The 19,954-nt window shown below is 69.9% G+C and carries 20 protein-coding genes and 1 tRNA gene; 19 read left to right on the top strand and 2 right to left on the bottom strand.

Features of this window, described 5'->3' with window-relative positions; genetic code table 11:
* Positions 1 to 37 precede the first annotated feature (37 nt).
* Positions 38 to 1,108, bottom strand: coding sequence for an adenosine deaminase (locus ACH34T_RS26490; protein WP_396023619.1), 1,071 nt, complete (start codon positions 1,106 to 1,108; stop codon positions 38 to 40).
* Between the two features lie 222 nt (positions 1,109 to 1,330).
* Between ACH34T_RS26490 and ACH34T_RS26485 the strand changes: the two genes are divergently transcribed.
* The 3 genes from ACH34T_RS26485 to ACH34T_RS26475 all read left to right on the top strand — a co-directional run bounded on the left by ACH34T_RS26485 (position 1,331) and on the right by ACH34T_RS26475 (position 3,948).
* Positions 1,331 to 2,332, top strand: a complete 1,002-nt coding sequence (locus ACH34T_RS26485; protein ID WP_396023618.1) for a hypothetical protein — start codon at positions 1,331 to 1,333, stop codon at positions 2,330 to 2,332.
* Between the two features lie 356 nt (positions 2,333 to 2,688).
* On the top strand, positions 2,689 to 3,198 hold the full coding sequence (locus ACH34T_RS26480; protein WP_328362950.1) for a SigE family RNA polymerase sigma factor: 510 nt from the start codon (positions 2,689 to 2,691) through the stop codon (positions 3,196 to 3,198).
* Positions 3,199 to 3,201: 3 nt separating this feature from the next.
* Positions 3,202 to 3,948 (top strand): hypothetical protein, encoded by a 747-nt coding sequence (locus tag ACH34T_RS26475; protein WP_396023617.1) that lies wholly within the window; start codon positions 3,202 to 3,204, stop codon positions 3,946 to 3,948.
* A 218-nt stretch (positions 3,949 to 4,166) separates the two neighbouring features.
* Here the strand turns inward: ACH34T_RS26475 and ACH34T_RS26470 are convergent, their stop codons facing one another.
* Positions 4,167 to 5,378: a pyridoxal phosphate-dependent aminotransferase gene (locus ACH34T_RS26470; RefSeq protein ID WP_396023616.1), complete on the bottom strand. Its 1,212-nt coding sequence runs from the start codon at positions 5,376 to 5,378 to the stop codon at positions 4,167 to 4,169.
* Positions 5,379 to 5,651: 273 nt separating this feature from the next.
* Here ACH34T_RS26470 and ACH34T_RS26465 point away from each other — a divergent pair.
* The 16 genes from ACH34T_RS26465 to ACH34T_RS26390 all read left to right on the top strand — a co-directional run bounded on the left by ACH34T_RS26465 (position 5,652) and on the right by ACH34T_RS26390 (position 19,939).
* A tRNA-Trp gene (locus ACH34T_RS26465) sits at positions 5,652 to 5,724 on the top strand.
* Between the two features lie 121 nt (positions 5,725 to 5,845).
* Positions 5,846 to 6,109, top strand: coding sequence for a preprotein translocase subunit SecE (gene secE, locus ACH34T_RS26460; RefSeq protein WP_396023615.1), 264 nt, complete (start codon positions 5,846 to 5,848; stop codon positions 6,107 to 6,109).
* A 90-nt stretch (positions 6,110 to 6,199) separates the two neighbouring features.
* Positions 6,200 to 7,090, top strand: coding sequence for a transcription termination/antitermination protein NusG (gene nusG, locus ACH34T_RS26455; protein ID WP_396023614.1), 891 nt, complete (start codon positions 6,200 to 6,202; stop codon positions 7,088 to 7,090).
* Positions 7,091 to 7,418: 328 nt separating this feature from the next.
* Entirely contained in the window at positions 7,419 to 7,847 is a 429-nt protein-coding gene (gene rplK, locus ACH34T_RS26450) for a 50S ribosomal protein L11 (protein WP_328362965.1), read from the top strand.
* 67 nt (positions 7,848 to 7,914) lie between these two features.
* Positions 7,915 to 8,631, top strand: coding sequence for a 50S ribosomal protein L1 (gene rplA, locus ACH34T_RS26445; RefSeq protein WP_396023613.1), 717 nt, complete (start codon positions 7,915 to 7,917; stop codon positions 8,629 to 8,631).
* Between the two features lie 153 nt (positions 8,632 to 8,784).
* On the top strand, positions 8,785 to 9,663 hold the full coding sequence (locus ACH34T_RS26440; RefSeq protein ID WP_396023612.1) for an AMP-binding protein: 879 nt from the start codon (positions 8,785 to 8,787) through the stop codon (positions 9,661 to 9,663).
* Positions 9,664 to 9,906: 243 nt separating this feature from the next.
* Entirely contained in the window at positions 9,907 to 10,758 is an 852-nt protein-coding gene (locus ACH34T_RS26435; protein ID WP_396023611.1) for a hypothetical protein, read from the top strand.
* A 160-nt stretch (positions 10,759 to 10,918) separates the two neighbouring features.
* Positions 10,919 to 11,803 (top strand): hypothetical protein, encoded by an 885-nt coding sequence (locus ACH34T_RS26430; RefSeq protein ID WP_396023610.1) that lies wholly within the window; start codon positions 10,919 to 10,921, stop codon positions 11,801 to 11,803.
* A gap of 375 nt (positions 11,804 to 12,178) precedes the next feature.
* Entirely contained in the window at positions 12,179 to 12,787 is a 609-nt protein-coding gene (gene rplJ, locus ACH34T_RS26425; RefSeq protein WP_396023609.1) for a 50S ribosomal protein L10, read from the top strand.
* A gap of 50 nt (positions 12,788 to 12,837) precedes the next feature.
* A complete protein-coding gene (gene rplL, locus ACH34T_RS26420; RefSeq protein WP_396023608.1) occupies positions 12,838 to 13,224 on the top strand; it encodes a 50S ribosomal protein L7/L12 in 387 nt (128 codons plus the stop codon).
* 495 nt (positions 13,225 to 13,719) lie between these two features.
* Complete coding sequence (locus ACH34T_RS26415; RefSeq protein WP_396023607.1) at positions 13,720 to 14,844, top strand: ABC transporter ATP-binding protein; 1,125 nt, start codon at positions 13,720 to 13,722, stop codon at positions 14,842 to 14,844.
* 158 nt (positions 14,845 to 15,002) lie between these two features.
* A complete protein-coding gene (locus ACH34T_RS26410; protein ID WP_396023735.1) occupies positions 15,003 to 15,701 on the top strand; it encodes an MlaE family ABC transporter permease in 699 nt (232 codons plus the stop codon).
* On the top strand, positions 15,701 to 16,549 hold the full coding sequence (locus ACH34T_RS26405) for an MlaE family ABC transporter permease (protein WP_396023606.1): 849 nt from the start codon (positions 15,701 to 15,703) through the stop codon (positions 16,547 to 16,549). The genes ACH34T_RS26410 and ACH34T_RS26405 overlap by 1 nt, the downstream gene beginning before the upstream one ends.
* 7 nt (positions 16,550 to 16,556) lie before the next feature.
* Complete coding sequence (locus ACH34T_RS26400) at positions 16,557 to 17,864, top strand: MCE family protein (protein WP_396023605.1); 1,308 nt, start codon at positions 16,557 to 16,559, stop codon at positions 17,862 to 17,864.
* Positions 17,861 to 18,892 carry an MCE family protein gene (locus tag ACH34T_RS26395; RefSeq protein ID WP_396023604.1) on the top strand — a complete coding sequence of 344 codons (1,032 nt, stop codon included), beginning with the start codon at positions 17,861 to 17,863 and terminating at the stop codon, positions 18,890 to 18,892. The genes ACH34T_RS26400 and ACH34T_RS26395 overlap by 4 nt, the downstream gene beginning before the upstream one ends.
* Positions 18,893 to 19,939: an MCE family protein gene (locus ACH34T_RS26390; RefSeq protein ID WP_396023603.1), complete on the top strand. Its 1,047-nt coding sequence runs from the start codon at positions 18,893 to 18,895 to the stop codon at positions 19,937 to 19,939.
* The last annotated feature ends 15 nt before the right edge of the window (positions 19,940 to 19,954 follow it).

Genomic DNA, 19,954 nt, shown 5'->3' with positions numbered 1-19,954 from the left:
ACCGAACAGGGCGAACCCATTCGGCCGGGCGTAAGGATCAGTCGTTGAGCCAGGCGTCGACGCCGGCGAGGAGTCGTCCTCGGACGGCGTCGGGCGCCGCCGACGCCGTGATCGACTGGCGGGCCAGGTCCGCCAGCTCCGCGTCGGAGAAGCCGTGCTCCGTGCGGACGAGGTCGTACTGCCGGGCCAGCCGCGAACCGAACAGCAGCGGGTCGTCCGCGCCCAGCGCGATGGACGCGCCCGCCTCGTACAGCCGCCGCACCGGGACCTCCGACGCCGTCGCCGCCACCCCGAGGCCCACGTTCGACGCCGGGCAGACCTCCAGCGTCACGCCTCGCTCGACGATCGCCGCCACGAGCGAAGGGTCGGCGATCGCGCGGACCCCGTGGCCGATCCGGTCGGCGTCCAGCGTCTCCAGGCACTCCCGGACGCTCGCCGGTCCGAGCAGCTCGCCGCCGTGCGGCACGGACAGCAGTCCGCCGCGCTTCGCAATCCGGAACGCGCCCTCGAAGTCGTACGCCCGCCCCCGCCGCTCGTCGTTGGACAGCCCGAACCCGACGACGCCCCTGTCCGCGTACCGGACGGCCAGCCGCGCGAGCGTCTTGGCGTCGAGCGGGTGCCGGGTCCGGTTCGCCGCGATCACGACGCCGATGCCGACGCCCGACGCGTCCGACGCCTCCCGCGCCGCGTCCAGCACCAGCTCGACGGTGGGGGTCAGCCCGCCGAACAGCGCCGCGTAGCCGCTCGGGTCCACCTGGATCTCCAGCCAGCCCGAGCCTTCGGCCGCCTCGTCCTCGGCGGTCTCGCGGAGCAGCCGGCGCAGGTCGTCCGGCGTCCGCAGGACGGAGCGCGCGATGTCGTACAGGCGCTGGAACCTGAACCAGCCGCGTTCGTCGGTGGCGTGCAGCCGGGGCGGCCAGTCCTCGACGAGCGCGTCCGGCAGGTGGACGCCGTGCAGCCCGGCGAGCTCCACCAGCGTGGAATGCCGCATCGATCCCGTGAAGTGCAGGTGAAGGTGCGCCTTGGGGAGCAGGGCCACGTCCGGACGGTGGGAGCCGCACGCGACGCGGGCGTGCTCCGGGCGGGGTGAAACGGTACGGGCCTCCATGAGCCAATGTTGCCGGATCTTCGGCCCCGCCGAACCACCGGCCCGGCAGGATCACCACACCGGACTACCTCGCATGACACGCCACGGCCATCCCGCCCATGGGCATCGCAGAAAAAACTTTGGAATCACGTGCAACCCCGTCCCGGCACCGTGCGTATACGAGGGGCGCCAGAGAGAGACAGGCACACCCCCCGCAAGGAAGACGGGCAGAAGGGATACACGATGATCACGCTGAAGGCCGCTCTGATCGCGGCGTCCGCCGTCGGCACCATCGCCGTGGGCGGCGGCGCGACGTGGGCGATGACCGGCGCCTCCGACCCCGCGACCCCGCAGCCCCTCGGCGCCAAGGCGCCCGCGGCCGAGCGCCAGGTCACGGACAAGGCGCCCAACACGCCTCCGACCTGCCTGCCGGCCCAGCCCGGCGTGCCCGGCGCGAAGCTCCCCGGTGGGAAGCTCCCCGACGCGGCGACGAAGAAGGAGATCGAGAAGCAGCTGAAGCAGAACCCGGTCACCAAGGACCTCCCGCAGGGCCAGCTGCCGAAGACCGACGTCCCGACCGGTCAGCTGCCGAAGCCGGGCGTCCCCGGGAACGTCCCGAACCCCGGCGTCCCGGGTAATGTCCCGAACCCCGGCGTCCCCGGGAACCTGCCGAAGACCGACCTGCCCGGCGGCGTCAAGGCCCCGGACGCCAAGACGCTTCCCAAGAACCTGCCCACCTGCGCGCCGTCCACCGGCGACCTCGGCAAGACGCTCCCGGCGCCCAAGCCGGACGCGCGCGTCCCCGGCAAGCCCGGCCTGCCCGCCGTGCCGAAGCTCGACTGCAGCAAGCTGCCGCCCGCGGTGAAGGTCGGCGGCCCGGTCGAGAAGACCGTCATGCTGACGAAGGGCCTCCACCACACCTCGACCGTTCCGGGCGCCGCTGACCTGCGCAAGCACAACATCTGCGCCGTCACGCAGAAGTGGACCGGCCCGGCCGGCCAGTGGATCACCGTCGAAACGCTGAAGACGCCCGCCGGAATGACGCAGAATCAGCTCCAGCAGGCGCTGAATCTGCCGAACGGCGGCACCCCGATCACCGTGTCCGGGGCGGCCGGCTGGATGGCTCCGGGTGGCAGCGGCGTGCTGCTGTTCGACCCGAGCGGCTACTCGCTGTTCGTCAACGGCAGCCCCGTCCTCGCGGGTGGCCTGCAGGACGTGACCACCGCCCTGCGCCAGGCCCAGTAGGAGGCCCTGCGTCCCCGCGCCGCGTCCGGCGGGAGGCCCTCTGCGCCGAGTCCGGCAAGGAGGAGACCTGCCGCCGGGCCCGGCAAGGAAAGGCCCGCCGGGCCCGGTAAGGGAAGGGACGCGCAGGCGCAGGCGCAGCCAGACGGCTAACACAAGCCGCAAAAAGAATATGGAGACGCGGGCGGCCTGAGGGACGCGGGCCGCCCGCGTCCGGGCCGCGAACGCGCGCCGGTGCTCATCGCGCGAGCGCCGCGCGCGGGAGCGGCCCGAAGGAGAGACGCGGGCGGGCGGCCCGGCGCGGAGGCCGCCCGCTCTCGGTAAACACGCCGGATCCGCTCTAGCCGGGACGGAGCACAGTGGGGCGTCGAGAAGACAAGTCGTTCGTGGAGTTCGTGACGGAACGCGGCGATGCCCTGCTGCGCACCGCGGCACTGATGTGCGGGGCCCGGCAGGACGCCGAGGACATCCTGCAGACCGCGCTGGAGAAGGCCTACCGGCACTGGGGCCGGCTGGAGGCGGGCAGCGATCCGGAACCCTACGTCCGCCGGATCCTGGTCAACCTCGTGATCAGCCGGTCCCGGCGCTGGAAGGTACTACGGGAGATCCACATGGCGAGGCTTCCGGAGACACCGGCCGTCTCGCCGAACCACGCCGTCGAGCTGAGGGGGACGCTCATGGACGAGCTGCGCAAGCTCGGTCCGCGGCAGCGGGCCGTACTGGTCCTGCGCTTCTGGGAGGACCTGTCGGAGGCGGAGACGGCGCAGGCGCTCGGCTGTTCGGTCGGAACGGTCAAGAGCCAGGCGTCCCGGGGGCTCGCCAGGCTCCGGGAACGCCTCGACAAGAACCTGGCGCCACTGGGGAGATGAGCGATGGATCTGGAGAGTGAACTGCGGAAGGCCATGGCCGAGCAGGTGGCCGGCGCGTCCGCGTCGCCGTCGCTCGTCGCGGACGTCAAGCGCCGCCACCGGCGCAGGAGGACGCGGATCCACGCGGCCGCCGGCGCGGTCGCCGCCTCGGTCGTCGCGCTCGCCCTGGTGCCCACCTATCAGTCGTTCCGGGCCACACCTGCCGGCAACTCCGAGACGACACGTCCGACGAGCACTGTCTCGGCGTTCCAGCAGCCGGAACGACCTCCCGCCCCGGGCCCTGCCCGGCCCCCGTCAGAAAAGGGACGGCCCGGGGCGGGAGCCACCCGGCACCCCGGGGGCCACCCGCCCGGCGGACCGGACGGCGGCCCGCGCAAGCCCGGCATCGGCGGCGTCGTGGGCCTGCCGAGCTGGATCACCTACATCCCCGACGGCCTCGCCGCGACCGCGCCGTGCGCCGTGACGGGCACCGCCCAGCGCAAGACCACGACGTGCAAGTGGCGGGGGCACGCCGGCTGGGTGGAGATCGTCCTGGTGAAGGGCGGGCTCGCCGGACCGCAGGAGCTCATGAAGTCGACGGGCATTCCCGGCCGCACGTCCGTGCGCGGGGCGCCAGCGCTCACCGGCGACCTGCCCGGCTCCGGACGCCAGATCTCCTGGCTGGCCGGGCCCGACGTCGGCGTGACGGTGTCCGCGGGCGGATCGGTCACGACCCAGCTCATGCGCATCGCCGAAGGCGTCCGCCCTTGACCCGCCCGGCGCAGCCCAAGCGGCTGGCACAGCCGAACCAGACAACGCAGTGACCCCGTTCCGGCGGGACGTTCCGCGGCGGAGAGGGGCCGCGGCGGGACGTCCCGCCGGACATCCGGGAACGGGATCAAGGAGGCGGACCCGTTCCACACGGGACCGGCCCCGGGCAACGTGTGCGCCCGGGGCCGGCTCGTGACAACAGCCCGCATCCCGTCCAGTTACCCGGCCTCGGAGAGCAGCTTCGCGACACGCGAGACGCCCTCGACGAGGTCGTCGTCGCCGAGCGCGTACGACAGGCGGAAGTACCCCGGCGTGCCGAACGCCTCGCCCGGCACCAGCGCGACCTCCGCCTCCTCCAGGATCAGCGACGCCAGCTCCACCGACGTCTCCGGACGCTTCCCGCGGATCTCCCGACCAAGCAGCGCCTTGACCGACGGGTAGGCGTAGAACGCGCCCTCCGGCTCGGGGCACACCACGCCCGGGATCTCGTTCAGCATCCGCACGATCGTCTTGCGGCGCCGGTCGAACGCCTTGCGCATCTCCGCCACCGCCGACAGGTCGCCGGTCACCGCGGCGAGCGCCGCCGCCTGCGACACGTTCGCCACGTTGGACGTCGCGTGCGACTGGAGGTTCTGCGCGGCCTTCACGACGTCCGCGGGGCCGACCATCCAGCCGACCCGCCAGCCCGTCATCGCGTACGTCTTCGCGACGCCGTTCAGGACGAGCGTCCGGTCGGCCAGCTCGGGCACCACCACGGGCATCGAGTGGAACTCGGCGTCGCCGTACACGAGGTGCTCGTAGATCTCGTCCGTGATGACCCACAGGCCGTGCCCGTCCGCCCAGCGGCCGATCGCCTCGACCTCGTCGCGCGAGTACACGGCGCCGGTCGGGTTGGACGGCGACACGAACAGCAGCACCTTCGTCCGGTCGGTGCGGGCCGCCTCCAGCTGCTCGACGCTCACCTTGTAACCGGTGGTCTCGTCGGCGACGACGTCCACCGGGACCCCGCCCGCCAGCTTGATCGACTCGGGGTAGGTCGTCCAGTACGGCGTCGGGACGATCACCTCGTCGCCCGGGTCGAGCAGCGCGGCGAACGCCTCGTACACCGCCTGCTTGCCGCCGTTCGTGATCAGGACCTGCGCGGCCTCGACCCGGTACCCGGAGTCGCGCTCGGTCTTCTCCGCGACGGCGGCGCGCAGCTCGGGCAGCCCGCCCGCGGGCGTGTACTTGTGGAAGCGCGGCACCCTGCACGCGGTCACCGCTGCCTCGACGATGTAGCCGGGGGTCGGGAAGTCGGGCTCGCCCGCGCCGAACCCGATGACCGGGCGGCCCGCCGCCTTCAGCGCCTTGGCCTTGGCGTCGACGGCCAGCGTGGCGGACTCGGATATCGCGGCGATGCGCTTGGAGATACGAGGACGGTCGATGCTCATGCCCCTATCGTTACAGACGCCGTCCCGGCGCCCGAGCGATATATCCGGGCCGGTGGGACGGCACGCCCCGGCATCGCCGCGACCGCGCCCCGCCCGCGCGCCGCGCCCCCGCGAGATTCCACGGTCCATCTGGTTCGACGCGGGGGCCTCGTGGCCGTAGACTCACCGTCCTAGTGACGCGTCGCCGGTATACGAACCTGTCCGCACGCCGGTGCGGGATGAGGTCGTAAGCTGGGACGCGACACCACTCTGGCCCCATGGCCGGAGGTATGAAGGGCAGTGGCTCAATTGGTAGAGCTCCGGTCTCCAAAACCGGCGGTTGGGGGTTCGAGTCCCTCCTGCCCTGCGAGGTGCGGTGCGCGCACCCGTGCCCGCCGCGTCACGGCGACCCCGTGGCTCTCCGCGGCGCGGGACCGTGCGGCAACCACATGGTGGTTGGATCACGACCGATGAGGTGAACGGCGGCAATGGCGACCGAGACTGACGAGCGCGACGAGCCCGAGGCCAAGGACGAAGGCAAGGGCAAGAAGGAGAGGTCCCCCTCCAGGCGGACGTCTCCGGCGCTGTTCGTGCGCCAGATCATCACCGAACTGCGCAAGGTCATCTGGCCGACGCGGCGGGAGCTCGTCACCTACACGACCGTGTCCCTCGTCTTCGTGCTGATCATGGTCGCGATCGTCTCCGCCGTGGACTACGGGCTGCAGGAAGGCGTCTACGCCGTCTTCGGCTGACGCCGCGTCCGGAGCCGTCCGGCGCTTTTCGGGGACGACCGCCCCGCACCATCGCAAGTTCATCACCGAAGACCGACAGAAAGAGTCACCGTGTCCGAGCCCTCACAGCCCTACGACGAGGCCGTTGACGAGGCCCAGTCCGCTGCGGCTGCTGCGGCGGACCAGGCGGCGCAGCCCGCCGACGAGACGGCCGAGGCGGCCGTCTCCGCCGGCGACGCTGAACCCGCGGACACGAAGCTCGAGGGCGAGGGCCCCGAGCCGGACGCCGCCGCGGACGCCGGTGATCTCGCCGACGCCGTCGCGGGCGAGGAAGCCGCCGACGAGGAGAGCGCCGAGGCCGCGGACGAGAAGGACGAGGGTGAGGACGAGGCCGCCGCAGAGCCGCCCGTCGACCCGTACGCCGACTTCAAGATGCAGCTCCGCCTCCAGCCGGGCGACTGGTACGTCGTGCACTCCTACGCGGGGTACGAGAACCGGGTCAAGACCAACATCGAGACCCGCACCCAGACCCTCAACATGGAGGACTACATCTTCCAGATCGAGGTCCCGCAGCACGAGGTCACCGAGATCAAGGGCGGCAAGCGCCAGAAGGTCAACGAGAAGGTCCTGCCGGGCTACATCCTGGTCCGCATGGAGCTGACCGACGAGTCGTGGGCCGCGGTCCGCAACACGCCGGGCGTGACGGGGTTCGTCGGCCTGCTGAACAAGCCGTCCCCGCTGAGCCTGGACGAGGTCGCCAACCTGCTGGCCCCCGAGCCGGAGGAGGGCACCGCGCCCGCCAAGGAGGCCGCGAAGGCCGCCGCCGCGACCGTCGACTACGAGGTCGGCGAGTCCGTCACCGTCATGGACGGCCCGTTCGCCACCCTCCCCGCCACCGTCAACGAGATCAACGCCGAACAGCAGAAGCTGAAGGTCCTGGTGTCGATCTTCGGCCGCGAAACCCCGGTCGAGCTGTCCTTCAACCAGGTCTCCAAGATCTGAGGGCCGATCAGGCCACGTCCGGGCCGTCCCGCCAACACGGGACGGCCCGCACGCTTGTCCGAGCGTCTCGCGTACGGGGCGTTTGCCAGGCCAGGTCAGCAGAGTGGACCGACTCACTTCGCCGAGGCCGTATCCTGGACGGGTTGTCCCCGCTTACGCGGGGTTGGCCCCAAGATCGCCACGCTCGTCAATGTGCAGCTTCACTGCTCCCCGCGAACGCGGGGTTTGGGGTCTACAGGGTCCCAACACGACGGTTATGTTCCGCCCGCCGTGTTGCCCGGTGTTCGGGAGTCGGGACCACAGTGAAACGGAACACTTAGGGAGAGGCATGCCTCCCAAGAAAAAGGTTGCGGCCCTGGTGAAAGTCCAGTTGCAGGCGGGCCAAGCGACCCCTGCGCCGCCGGTCGGTACCGCGCTCGGTCCGCACGGCGTCAACATCATGGACTTCTGCAAGCAGTACAACGCCGCCACGGACTCCCAGCGCGGCAACGTCATCCCCGTAGAGATCACCATCTACGAGGACCGGTCGTTCAGCTTCGTCACCAAGACCCCGCCGGCCGCGCAGCTCATCCTGAAGGCCGCGGGCGTGGAGAAGGGCAGCGGCGAGCCGCACAAGACCAAGGTCGGCTCCGTCACCCGCGACCAGGTCCGCGAGATCGCCACGACGAAGATGCCCGACCTCAACGCCAAGGACCTCGACGCCGCCGAGAAGATCGTCGCGGGCACCGCGCGGTCGATGGGCATCGAGGTCAAGTAGGTCAAAGGTCACCCCAGTGGAAGGGCCGGCGCTGGCCCGTACCACGAGTTCCAGTGGAGGAACGCACATGAAGCGCAGCAAGGGCTACCGCTCGGCCGCGGACAAGATCGACCGGGAGCGTCTGTACAGCCCGGCGGAGGCCGTGAAGCTGGCCAAGGAGACGTCGGTCGTCAAGTTCGACCCGACGGTCGAGGTCGCGCTTCGGCTCGGCGTCGACCCGCGCAAGGCCGACCAGATGGTGCGCGGCACCGTGAACCTGCCGCACGGCACCGGGAAGACCGCCCGCGTGCTGGCGTTCGCCGTCGGCGCGAAGGCGCAGGAGGCGGAGTCCGCGGGAGCCGACCTGGTCGGCTCCGACGACCTGATCGAGCGGATCCAGGGCGGCTTCCTGGACTTCGACGCCGTCGTCGCGACGCCCGACCAGATGGGCAAGGTCGGACGCCTCGGCCGGGTGCTCGGCCCGCGCGGCCTGATGCCGAACCCGAAGACGGGCACGGTCACGATGGACGTGGCGAAGGCCGTCACCGACATCAAGGGCGGCAAGATCGAGTTCCGTGTCGACCGGCACGCGAACCTGCACTTCATCATCGGCAGGGCGTCCTTCGACGAGCGCCAGCTGGTGGAGAACTACGCCGCCGCGATCGACGAGATCCAGCGGCTCAAGCCGTCCGCCGCCAAGGGCCGGTACGTCAAGAAGGCGATCCTGACGACGTCTATGGGCCCGAGCATCCCGGTGGACCCGAACGCGATCCGCAACCTCACCGCGGAACTCGAAGAGGTCTGACCGAGCGGCACCGAGCAGCACCTCGGGCATTAGTGCGCAGGGCGTCCCCGCCGTGGCGGGGGCGCCCTGCCGCGTTGTGCGGCCTCCCGTCCGCTCAGTGGAACGCACGCCTCCAGCCGACCGGCTGATTGGTAGATCCGCCGCCACGCGGTCGTGCTGCGCCGGTTCGACGCGGCGACCCTCGTGGACGCGGCGCGCGGGCACGGGGTGACGAGCCTGTCGCTGGCCCCGACGATGCTGGAAGACCTGCTCGCGCACGTGGAAGCCGACCCGGAGGCACGGGACGCGCTGCGCGCCACCCTCCGGGTGGTCTCCTACGGCTCGGCGCCGATGCCCGTCCCACTGCTGCGACGTGCCGACGACCTGCTGGGCTGCGATCTCAACCAGGGGTTCGGCATGACCGAGCTGTCCGGCAACGCCACGTTCCTGTCGCCGGACGACCATCGTGCCGCCATCGCGTCCAGGCCCGAGCTGGCGGCCTCCGCGGGCCGTCCGGGCAACGGCGTCGAGATCGCGGTGATCGGCGCGGACGGGACGCCGCTCCCGCCCGGCGAGCCAGGCGAGGTCGTCGTCCGGGGCGCGCAGGTGACGGCGGGCTACTGGGACGATCCGGACGCCACCGCGGAGGCGTTCACCGGCGCCGGCTGGTTCCGCACCGGCGACGTCGGCCGGATCGACGGCGACGGCTACCTCTACCTGGTCGACCGCCTCAAGGACGTGATCATCACCGGGGGCGAGAACGTCTCGTCCCGCGAGGTCGAGGACGTGCTCCGCACGGTGCCCGGCGTCGGCCAGGTCGCCGTGATCGGGCTGCCCGATCCGCGCTGGGGCCAGTCGGTGTGCGCGGTGATCGTGCCCGACGGCGTCCCGCCGGACGGCGACGCGCTGATCCGCGCATGCCGGGCCAGGCTCGCCGGGTTCACGACGCCGCGCCGCGTCGAGTTCGTCGACGCGCTGCCGCGCACCGGCACCGGCAAGATCCGCAAGTCGGGCCTCCGCGCCCGCCTCGCCGAACGCCCGGCATCCGGCTGACCGATCGTCTCGCGTCCGCCCGTGTGAACGCTCCGCGTCCGGCTGAGTGAGCGCGGCACCTGGCTGAGTGAGCGCGGCGTCCGGCTGAGTGAACGTCGCTGGCAGCGGCCGTTCGGCTCGCTCCCGGCTACGCCGGGGGTCGTACCGACGCGGCCGCCATTCGTACCACCGGGGGATGCCGTGCCGTTACCGCGTCGGGAGACTGGGAACACCAGCAGGGCGATCAAGGGAGGCTCAACCCTTATGAACCGACGACTCATGGTGGCGGCCGGAGGCACCGCCGTGGGTGCCGCGCTCCTCCTGTCCGGATGCGGCGGGGACGGGACGACGAGCACCGAGAACATGAAGCTCAGCGCCGACCAGGCGTTGCTGAAGACGTCCCAGAAGACCGGCCAGACCGACACGTTCAAGGCCGACCTCACGGTTACCGGCACCGGCGAGCACGGCGGCAAGGTCCACGCCGACGGCCAGTTCCAGCTGCGTCCGAAGCTGAAGTTCAGCGCGAAGCTGGACGAGTTCAGCACCAACGGGCGGACAGTCCCCGGGGCCAAGGGCCAGGCGCTGTTCACCGACAACGTCCTGTACGCCAAGGTGCCGAAGTTCGCCAAGTTCGTCAGCGACGGCAAGCCGTGGCTGAAGATCGACGTGAACCAGATGGAGCAGCGGACCGGCTTCGACGTCCAGGGCCTGCTCCAGCAGGTCCAGCAGGTGGACCCGGCCGAGCAGACGAAGATGTTCACCGGCTCCAAGGACGCCCGCCGGGTCGGCGGCGAGACGATCGACGGCGTCAAGACGACGCACTACGCCGGGACGGTGACCGTCCAGGACGCGCTGAACCGCCTCGACGCGCAGTCCCGCGAGAAGGTGGGCAAGTGGCTGCCGAAGGACCGCGCCAACTCCAAGATCAAGTTTGATCTGTGGACGGACGGCGACAACCTGCCGCGCAAGCTCGTGTCCAAGTCGACGGGCCCGCAGGGTGAGGACGGCACGGTGACGGTCCTCTACAGCGACTACGGCAAGTCGTTCAGCGTGAACCCGCCCCCGTCCGACCAGGTGGGACAGCTGTCGCTCGGTGGATTCCTAGGCGGGAACTAGGACCTGCCGCCCGCCCGTCGCGCTATCCCGTTTTCCCCGGCATCTTCGGACTTGTGCGAACCATCGGGGTCTCCTTCGCGTCTGATCTAGCATTCGGCTCGAAGGCCGGAGCGCGCCACAGCGACACCGGCGCAAGCAGCAGACCAAGGAGACCCCCCACATGATCCGTCGTTTCGCCGCGGGCACGGCGCTGGCGACCGGCCTCGCCCTCTCGCTGACCGGCTGTCTCGGGGACGCCGGCAACAAGGTGGACGAGGCCGGCAAGAACCTGAAGCTGTCGGCCGCGCAGGTGCTGGGCAAGACCGCAGAGAACACCGGCCAGGTCGACTCGTTCAAGGCCGACCTCTCGATGCAGATGACCGGGTCGAGCGAGGGCAACGTCTCGGCGACCGGCCAGATGCAGTACCGGACGAAGCCCGACCTCGCCTACAGCATGGGCTTCGACCAGATGACGGTGGGCGGCAAGTCGATGGGCGGCATGGAGTACGTCCTGGTCAACCGGACCATGTACATGAAGATCCCGATGCTGTCGCAGCTCGGCGCCGGGTCCGCGGCCAAGCCGTGGCTGAAGATCTCGCTGGACGAGCTGGGCAAGAAGTCCGGGATGAACCTGGAGCAGCTGCTCCAGCAGTCGCAGCAGATGGACCCCGTCCAGAACACCAAGATGCTCACGGCGTCCAAGGACGTGCGCGAGGTCGGCAAGGAGACGGTGGACGGCGTCCAGACGACGCACTACACCGGCACCTACCGGATGGAGGACGCGCTCTCCAAGCTGCCGGCCGAGACGCGGGAGACTCTCCGCAAGAGCTACGCGGGGAGCGGCATGCAGAACATGAACTTCGACCTGTGGGTGGACGACAAGCAGTTCCCCCGCAAGCTCGCGATGAAGTCGGGGCAGACGACCGCGGGCGTCATGAACATGACGATGACGTACCGCGACTACGGCAAGCCGGTGGAGATCACCGCGCCGCCGGAGAGCCAGACCACCGACTTCAGCCAGATGCTGAACGGCCTCGGCGGCGGTGGCGCCCTCCCGGGCAGCTGACACCCGCACCCGAAGACCGAACACCCGGACACCCGAAAGACCGACCGAATGAAGGGCCGCACCGGAACACCACCGGTGCGGCCCTTCGGCGCGTGACGGATTTTTCAATCGTCAACTGAATGATGTAACCTGCTTGACGCCGAAGACCGCCGGTCGTCGCTCCAGCATGGAGCGGCCGAAGGACCCGACTTGTTCGGGCGGCCTGCGCAGGTGATGACGAGAGCTTCCGCATGGCCTCCCGTGCCGTGCCTGGACGCCCCGCGCGCCTGCGCCGGGGCGTTTTTTGGTCGATCGGAACCCGCCCCCGGACGTCTCCCGGACGTCTCCGGGACGGGATGAGGATCGTGACCACCCAGGTAATCGGAAGGAGGCCGCATGGCCAAGGCCGATAAGGACGCGGCGATCGCCGAGCTCAAGAACGAGTTCGAGAGCTCGAACGGCGCCGTGCTGACCGAGTACCGCGGGCTGACCGTCGCGCAGGTGCAGGAGCTGCGCGGCAACCTCGGCGAGACCGCACGGTTTCGCGTGGTGAAGAACACGCTGACCAAGCGCGCGGCGAACGAGGCCGGTGTCGACGAGGGGTTCCGTGACCTGCTCGAAGGCCCGTCGGCCATCGCGTTCGTGCGCGGCGACGTGGTCGAGGCCGCCAAGGGCCTGCGCGACTTCGCCAAGGCCAATCCGATGCTGGTGATCAAGGGCGGTTTCGTCGACGGTCAGTCGATGGACGCCAAGCAGATCACCCAGCTGGCGGACCTGGAGTCTCGCGAGGTGCTCCTCGCGAAGCTCGCCGGCGCGATGAAGGGCTCCATGGCGAACGCGGCCGCGCTCTTCAACGCCCTGCCGACGCAGGCGGCCCAGCTCGCCGAGGCGCTGCGCGTCAAGCGCGAGGAAGGCGGCGAGACCGCCGAGGCCCCGGCCGCGGCCGAAGCCCCGGCCGAAGCCCCGGCCGACGAGGCCCCCGCCGCCGAGGCGTCAGCCGAATAGCACCCGCGGTCCACAATCCCCAGTTCTCAAGCCATAGCGGAGGAAAGATCATGGCGAAGCTCAGCACCGACGAGCTCATCGACGCGTTCAAGGAGATGACCCTTCTCGAGCTCTCCGGGTTCGTGAAGGAGTTCGAAGAGGTCTTCGACGTCAAGGCCGCCGCGCCGGTCGCGGCCGTGGCCGCCGCGCCGGGCGTCGCGGCCCCGGCCGAGGAGGCCGCGGTCCAGGACGAGTTCGACGTCATCCTGGAGGGTGCCGGCGACAAGAAGATCCAGGTCATCAAGGAGGTTCGCGCGCTGACGAGCCTCGGCCTCAAGGAGGCAAAGGACCTGGTCGACGGCGCGCCGAAGCCGCTGCTGGAGAAGGTCAACAAGGAGGCCGCCGACAAGGCCAAGGAGGCCCTGGAGAAGGCCGGCGCTTCGGTCACCGTCAAGTAGGGCGCTCCGGAGACGTTCTCTGCGGCTCTTCGGAGCCACCGCTTCTCGGGAGGCGGTCGTCCCACCCCAGGGTGGGCGCGGCCGCCTCCTTCGCGTGTCGGCCCGGGTTGTGCGGTTCTCCGCCGCGTGTCGGTCCGGGGGTTGTGCGGTTCTCCGCCGACCGCGTAGCGTCCGGTTCCGTCACTTTGGCCACACCTGGCCGCGCCGGTCTTGGACGCCCGGTCTCATAGGGGTTGTAAGTAACGATTGTCTTACGACGTCGCATTTGGCCGCTGATCTGGGCGGGAACCTCTTCCATTTGGCCGGAGTGCCGCTACGGTAGTTGAACCCTTCCGGCTACCGAGCGGTAGTAAGACGGTGGCCACCCGGTGTGACGACAGGACGTGCGACGAGCAGACAGCGCGTGCGGCAGACGGCGCGTGACGAACGACAGAGCCTGAGTGCTACTCGCTCATTGGTTCGGGATTTCCCCCCGGCCTGGACGAAAGGTGACGAGTGGGCGTCGAGATAAGAGTCGAGGGCCTGACCAAGTCCTTCGGCCGCCAGGTGATCTGGCAGGACGTGTCGCTGACCATTCCCGCGGGTGAGATCTCCGTTCTGCTGGGCCCGTCCGGCACCGGCAAGTCGGTGTTCCTGAAGTCCCTCGTCGGGCTGCTCAAGCCCGACCGCGGGCACATCTGGATCGGCGACCGCGACCTGCCCCGCCTGCCCGAGTCGCAGCTCTACGAGACGCGCAAGCTGTTCGGCGTCCTGTTCCAGGACGGCGCCCTGTTCGGCTCCATGAACCTCTTCGACAACATCGCCTTCCCGCTGCGCGAGCACACCAGGAAGCGCGAGTCCGAGATCAAGGGCATCGTCCTGGAGAAGATGGAGATGGTCGGCCTGCTCGGCGCCGAGCACAAGCTGCCCGGCGAGATCTCCGGCGGGATGAAGAAGCGCGCCGGGCTGGCCCGCGCGCTGGTGCTCGACCCCGAGATCCTCCTGGTGGACGAGCCCGACTCCGGCCTCGACCCCGTCCGCACCGCGTTCCTGAACCAGGTGTTCATCGACCTCAACGCGCAGATCGGCGCGACGTTCCTGATCGTCACCCACGACATCAACACGGCCCGCACGCTGCCCGACAACATCGGCCTGCTGTACCAGCGGCACCTCGCGATGTTCGGGCCGCGGGAGATGCTGCTGACCAGCGAGGAGCCGGTCGTCCGGCAGTTCCTCAACGCCAGCAGGGTCGGCCCGATCGGCATGTCCGAGGAGAAGGACGAGTCCGAGCTGGAGGCCGAGGCGAAACTCGGCCACGACCCCGGCAAGCTGCCGCCGATCCCGCCGCAGCAGATGCCGAGCAACGGGATGCTCCGCGCCGGGATGCACGCGCCCGGCGCCTGGTGCGCGGCGCACGGCGTCACCCCGCCGCCCGGCTCGTTCGTCGACGACCTGGGACGCAACTGGGTGGAGGAGTGGCCGCGGTACGTCGCGTCCATGGGACCGGTCGGCGCGCACGCCGCACCCGGCGGCCCGCCTCCGGGTGGCCCGTCGCCCGGTGGCCAGCCGCCCGCCGGCCCGGGCGGGAACTTCCCGGGCAGCCCGCCGCCAGGCCACCCCGGGGCGGGTGCAGGGTACTGATGTCCGCTCCTGATACCGGTGCCGGCGCGGACCGGCGAGGGGGCGGGAAGGGCGGCGGCTCCTCCGTCACGTTTCGCAAGGTCGGGGACGGCGCGGCCAACGTCCTGGTCAGGGAGCCGGGACGGTTCTTCGCCCTGTGCCTGGACACGTTCCGCGCGATGTTCAGATGGCCGTTCCAGTGGCGCGAGTTCGTCCAGCAGGCCTGGTTCATCGTCAGCGTCACCGTCGTCCCCACGATGCTGGTCGCGATCCCGTTCGGCGGCGTCCTGTCGCTGCAGATCGGCGGGCTGATCCGGCAGCTCGGCGCGCAGTCGTTCACCGGTGCGACCGCGGTGGTCGGGATCGTCCGGGAGGCCAGCCCGCTGGTCACCTCGCTGCTGGTCGCGGGCGCCGCCGGGTCGGCGATGTGCGCCGACATCGGCTCCCGGAAGATCCGCGAGGAGATCGACGCCATGGAGGTGCTGGGCATCGACCCGCTGCACCGCCTCGTCGTCCCGCGGATGCTCGCGTGCGCGTTCGTCGCGGTGTTCCTGAACGGCCTGGTGTCGGTGGTCGGCCTGATGAGCGGCTACTTCTTCAACGTCATGCTGCAGGACGGCACCCCCGGCGCGTACCTGGCGTCCTTCAACGCGATCGCGCAGCTGCCCGACCTGCTGCAGGCGGAGTTCAAGGCGTTCGTGTTCGGTCTCACCGCCGGGCTCGTCGCCGCCTACAAGGGCCTGAACGCCAAGGGCGGCCCGAAGGGAGTCGGGGACGCCGTCAACCAGACCGTCGTCATCACGTTCATGCTGCTGTTCCTGGAGAATTTCCTGATCTCCACCTTGTACTTCCAGCTCGTCCCCGCGAAGGGCATGTGATGGCGGCGCCTGGAAAGACGGGGAAGACGGTCTCCCGGGTGGTGAACGCCCCGCTGCAGCGGCTGGACGACTTCGGCCACCAGATGTCGTTCTACGCCCGCGTGTTCGCGTGGACGTTCCGGGTGCTGCGCCGCTACCGCGGCGAGGTGCTGCGGCTGCTGGCGGAGGTCAGCCTCGGCACCGGCGGCCTCGCCGTGATCGGCGGCTCGGTGGCGATCGTCGGCTTCATGACGTTCTTCACCGGCAGCCAGGTCGGCCTGCAGGGCTTCGAGTCGCTGGACCAGATCGGCACGGCCGCGTTCACCGGGTTCGTCGCGTCCTACTTCAACACGCGGGAGATCGCGCCGCTGGTGTCGGCGCTGGCGCTGTCGGCGACGGTCGGCTGCGGGTTCACCGCGCAGCTCGGCGCGATGCGGATCTCGGACGAGATCGACGCGCTGGAGGTCATGGCGGTCCCGTCCATGCCGTTCCTCGTCACGACCCGGCTGCTGGCCGGGATGATCGCGGTCGTCCCGCTGTACATCGTGGGCCTGCTCGCGTCCTACGGCGCGACCCGGCTGATCGTGACCGTGTTCTACGGGCAGTCGACCGGCACCTACGATCACTACTTCCATCTGTTCCTGCCGCCGGACGACATCCTCTGGTCGTTCGGCAAAGTGATCATCTTCTCGGTGCTGGTGATGCTGATCCACTGCTACTACGGCTACCACGCGAGCGGCGGCCCGGCGGGCGTCGGCGTCGCGGTGGGCCGTGCGGTGCGCACCAGCATCGTCGTGATCAACGTGGTGGACCTGATGCTCGGAATGGCGATCTGGGGCCCGGTTCCCAAGGTCCCGATCGCGGGGTGATGACTACATGAGCGAACGGATCCGGTATCGGCTGCTCGGCACGGCGATGGTCATCGTGATCGTCCTGCTGCTGGCGCTGACGGTCGCGCTGTTCAACAAGGCGTTCACCCCGGTGACCGAGGTGACCGTGGACGCCGAGCGCGCCGGTCTGCAACTGCTGCCGCACTCGGACGTGAAGGTCCGCGGCCTGATCGTCGGCGAGGTCCGCGGCGCCGACGCGACCGCGAAGGGCGCGACGCTGCACCTCGCGCTCGATCCGGGCAAGGCGAAGCTGATCCCGCGCAACGTCCAGGCGCGGCTGCTGCCGAAGACGCTGTTCGGCGAGAAGTACGTCGACCTGGAGATCCCCGAGCGGCCGGGCGCGCTGGGGCTGCGGGAGGGGGCCGTCATCCAGCAGGACCGCTCGCAGACCGCCGTCGAGATCGACAAGGTGCTGAACGACCTGCTGCCGCTGCTGCGGGCGGTGAAGCCCGCGGAGCTGAACGCGACGCTGAACGCGCTGGCGACGGCGCTGCAGGGCCGCGGCGACCAGATCGGCCGCAACCTGGAGCAGGCGGACGCGCTGCTGAAGAAGATCAACCCGCAGCTCGGCACGCTGGTGCACGACCTGAACGGCCTCGCGGACGTGTCCGACATCTACCATCGCGCGGCGCCCGACCTGCTGCAGACGCTCCGCAACCTCAACGTGACCAGCCGGACGATCACCGACGAGAGGGCGACGATCGAGGAGCTGATCCCGGCGACGACCGCGCTGGCGCTGGACGCCGACGCGTTCATGCGGCACAACGGCCCGAAGATCATCGGTGTCAACATCGCGAACCGCGACGGGCTGGGCGTGGTCGCCCGCTACGCGCCCTCGCTGCCGTGCGTGTTCGCCGGCCTCACCAAGATCAGGCCGGACGCCGAGGAGGCGGGCGGCGGCAACGGCTCCAAGACGTTCAACCTGACCATCGAGATCGTCAAGCCGCGGCCTGGCTACAAGTACCCGCTGGACCTGCCCGAGGCGAAGGACCAGCGCAACCCGCGCTGCTACGGCCTGCCGAACCCGAAGGTCCCCTTCCCCGACTACCTGGCCCTGGACGGCACCGAAGACGACCTGTGGTGGAAGAACCCCGATGACCCGAACGCCCCCGCCGGCAACCGTGGCCGGGCGCTGTCCAACGTGTTCGTCGACCCCGGCTCCATGAGCGAGAAGGAAAAGATCAAGAACGTGGTCGGGCCGATGACCCGGACTCCCGCCGACGAGGTCTCCGATGTGTCGTCGCTGCTGTTCGGCCCGCTGCTCGGCAACGGATCGGTGGTGACGATCAAGTGAAGACGACCGGCGCCGCGATCAAGCTGACGATCTTCGTGGTCGTCACCTCGGTGGCCACCGGCGTGCTGGCGATGACGATCTCCAACCTGCGGTTCCGGGACACCGTCGAGTACAAGGCGATCTTCACGGACGTGACCGGGCTGCTGGACAACGACGACGTCCGCGTCGCCGGCGTCCGGGTCGGTCAGATCGAGAAGATCCGGCTGTACAAGGGGAACCAGGCGGAGGTGACGTTCAGCGTCGAGGACGGCGGCGCGCTCAGGAGCGGGCTGCCGTCGTCCACGAAGGCGCAGATCCGCTACCGCAACCTGATGGGCCAGCGGTACCTCGCGCTGACCGACGGCGCGGGCGCGTCCAACGCCTACCTCGACGCGGGCGACACGATCCCGGTCACGCAGACCGAGCCGGCGCTCGACCTCACGACGCTGTTCAACGGGTTCCGGCCGCTGTTCCGCGCGCTGGAGCCGAAGGACGTCAACACGCTCGCGATGCAGCTTGTCCAGGTGTTGCAGGGCGAGGGCGGGACGATCAACAGCCTGCTCGCGCACGTCGCGTCGCTGACCAACACGCTCGCCGACCGGGACAAGGTCATCGGCCGCGTGATCGACAACCTGAACAGCGTCCTCGGCACGATCGACCAGCGGCACGACCAGGTCGACCGGCTGATCAGGGACCTGCGGAGCTTCGTCAGCGGCGTCTCCGACGACCGGCAGGCGATCTTCGACTCGGTCACGGCGATCAACGACCTGACCGGCACCACGCAGGACCTGCTCGCCGACGCCCGCCCCGGCCTGAGGAACGACATCGCCGGGCTCCGCAGGCTGACGGCGACGCTGGACGCCAACGAGCGCGACCTCGACAAGGGCCTGCAGCGGACCCCGGTCCGGCTGGAGAAGCTGGTCAACATCTCGTCCTACGGGTCCTGGTTCAACATGTACATCTGCGGCATGGACGCGAAGGTGCGCCTCCCCGGCGGGCCCGTCTACCAGACACCGGCGATCATGAACGAGAACGCGAGGTGCAAGTAGATGAGGGTCTCGTTCCGGGAGCGCAACCCGGTGCCCATCGCCTTCGGCGGGTTCGCGGTCATCCTCGTCCTGGTGCTGCTGGCGATGAACCTGGAGAGCATCCCGTTCGTCGCGGGCGGCGACACGCACACCGCCGCGTTCAAGGAGGCCGCCGGGCTGCGGAAGGACGAGGAGGTCCGCATCGCGGGCGTCAAGGTCGGCAAGGTCACCGATCTCGAACTGGACGGCGACCACGTCAAGGTCACCTTCCGGGTGGACGACGGCGTCCGGCTCGGCGACCGCACCGAGGCCGGCATCAAGATCAAGACGGTGCTCGGCGCGCACTACCTGGCGCTCACGCCGCGCGGCAAGGGCAGGCTCGGCCGGCACATCCCGATCGAGCGGACGCACGTCCCGTTCGAGGTCGTCCCGGCGATCAGCGAGCTGAGCCGGCGGGTCGGCGCGATCGACGTCAAGCAGGTCGCGAAGTCGTTCGACGTGCTGTCGGAGACGTTCAAGAACTCCCCGGAGGAGGTCCGCGCGTCCTTGCAGGGCTTGCGCCGCCTCTCCAACACGGTCGCGTCGCGCGACGACCAGCTGCACGAGCTGGCGGGCAAGGCCAAGGACGTGTCGAAGCTCCTCGCCGACCGCAACCAGGACTTCGCCGAGCTCGTCGCGGACGGCGACAGGGTGCTGCGGGCCGTCCAGGCGAGGCGCGCGGTCATCCACCAGCTCCTGCTCAACACCGTCGCCCTGTCGCAGCAGGTCAACGCCCTGATCAACGAGAACGAGAAGCAGCTCAAGCCGATGCTGGACAACCTGGCGAAGGTCAACCAGGTGCTCCTCAAGAACCAGGACAACCTCGACCGGATCCTCCAGCTGTTCGCGCCGTTCGCCCGCCAGTTCGCGGACGTCACCGGCACCGGCCGCTGGTTCGACTCCTGGATCCAGAACCTGATCCCGATCCCCGCGTCCATCCAGGCCCCGAAGGGCGGCAGCGGTACCTCGAACAAGAAGCAGGGCGGCCAGACCGGCGGCACCGACAACCCCCTCCCCTTCCTCCCGTGATCTAGCAGGCAGGTC

Origin of the sequence: Actinomadura sp. 9N215 (genome assembly GCF_044326345.1) — a bacterium.
Classification (GTDB): Bacteria; Actinomycetota; Actinomycetes; order Streptosporangiales; family Streptosporangiaceae; genus Spirillospora.
This window is presented reverse-complemented; position numbering and strand designations above follow the sequence as displayed.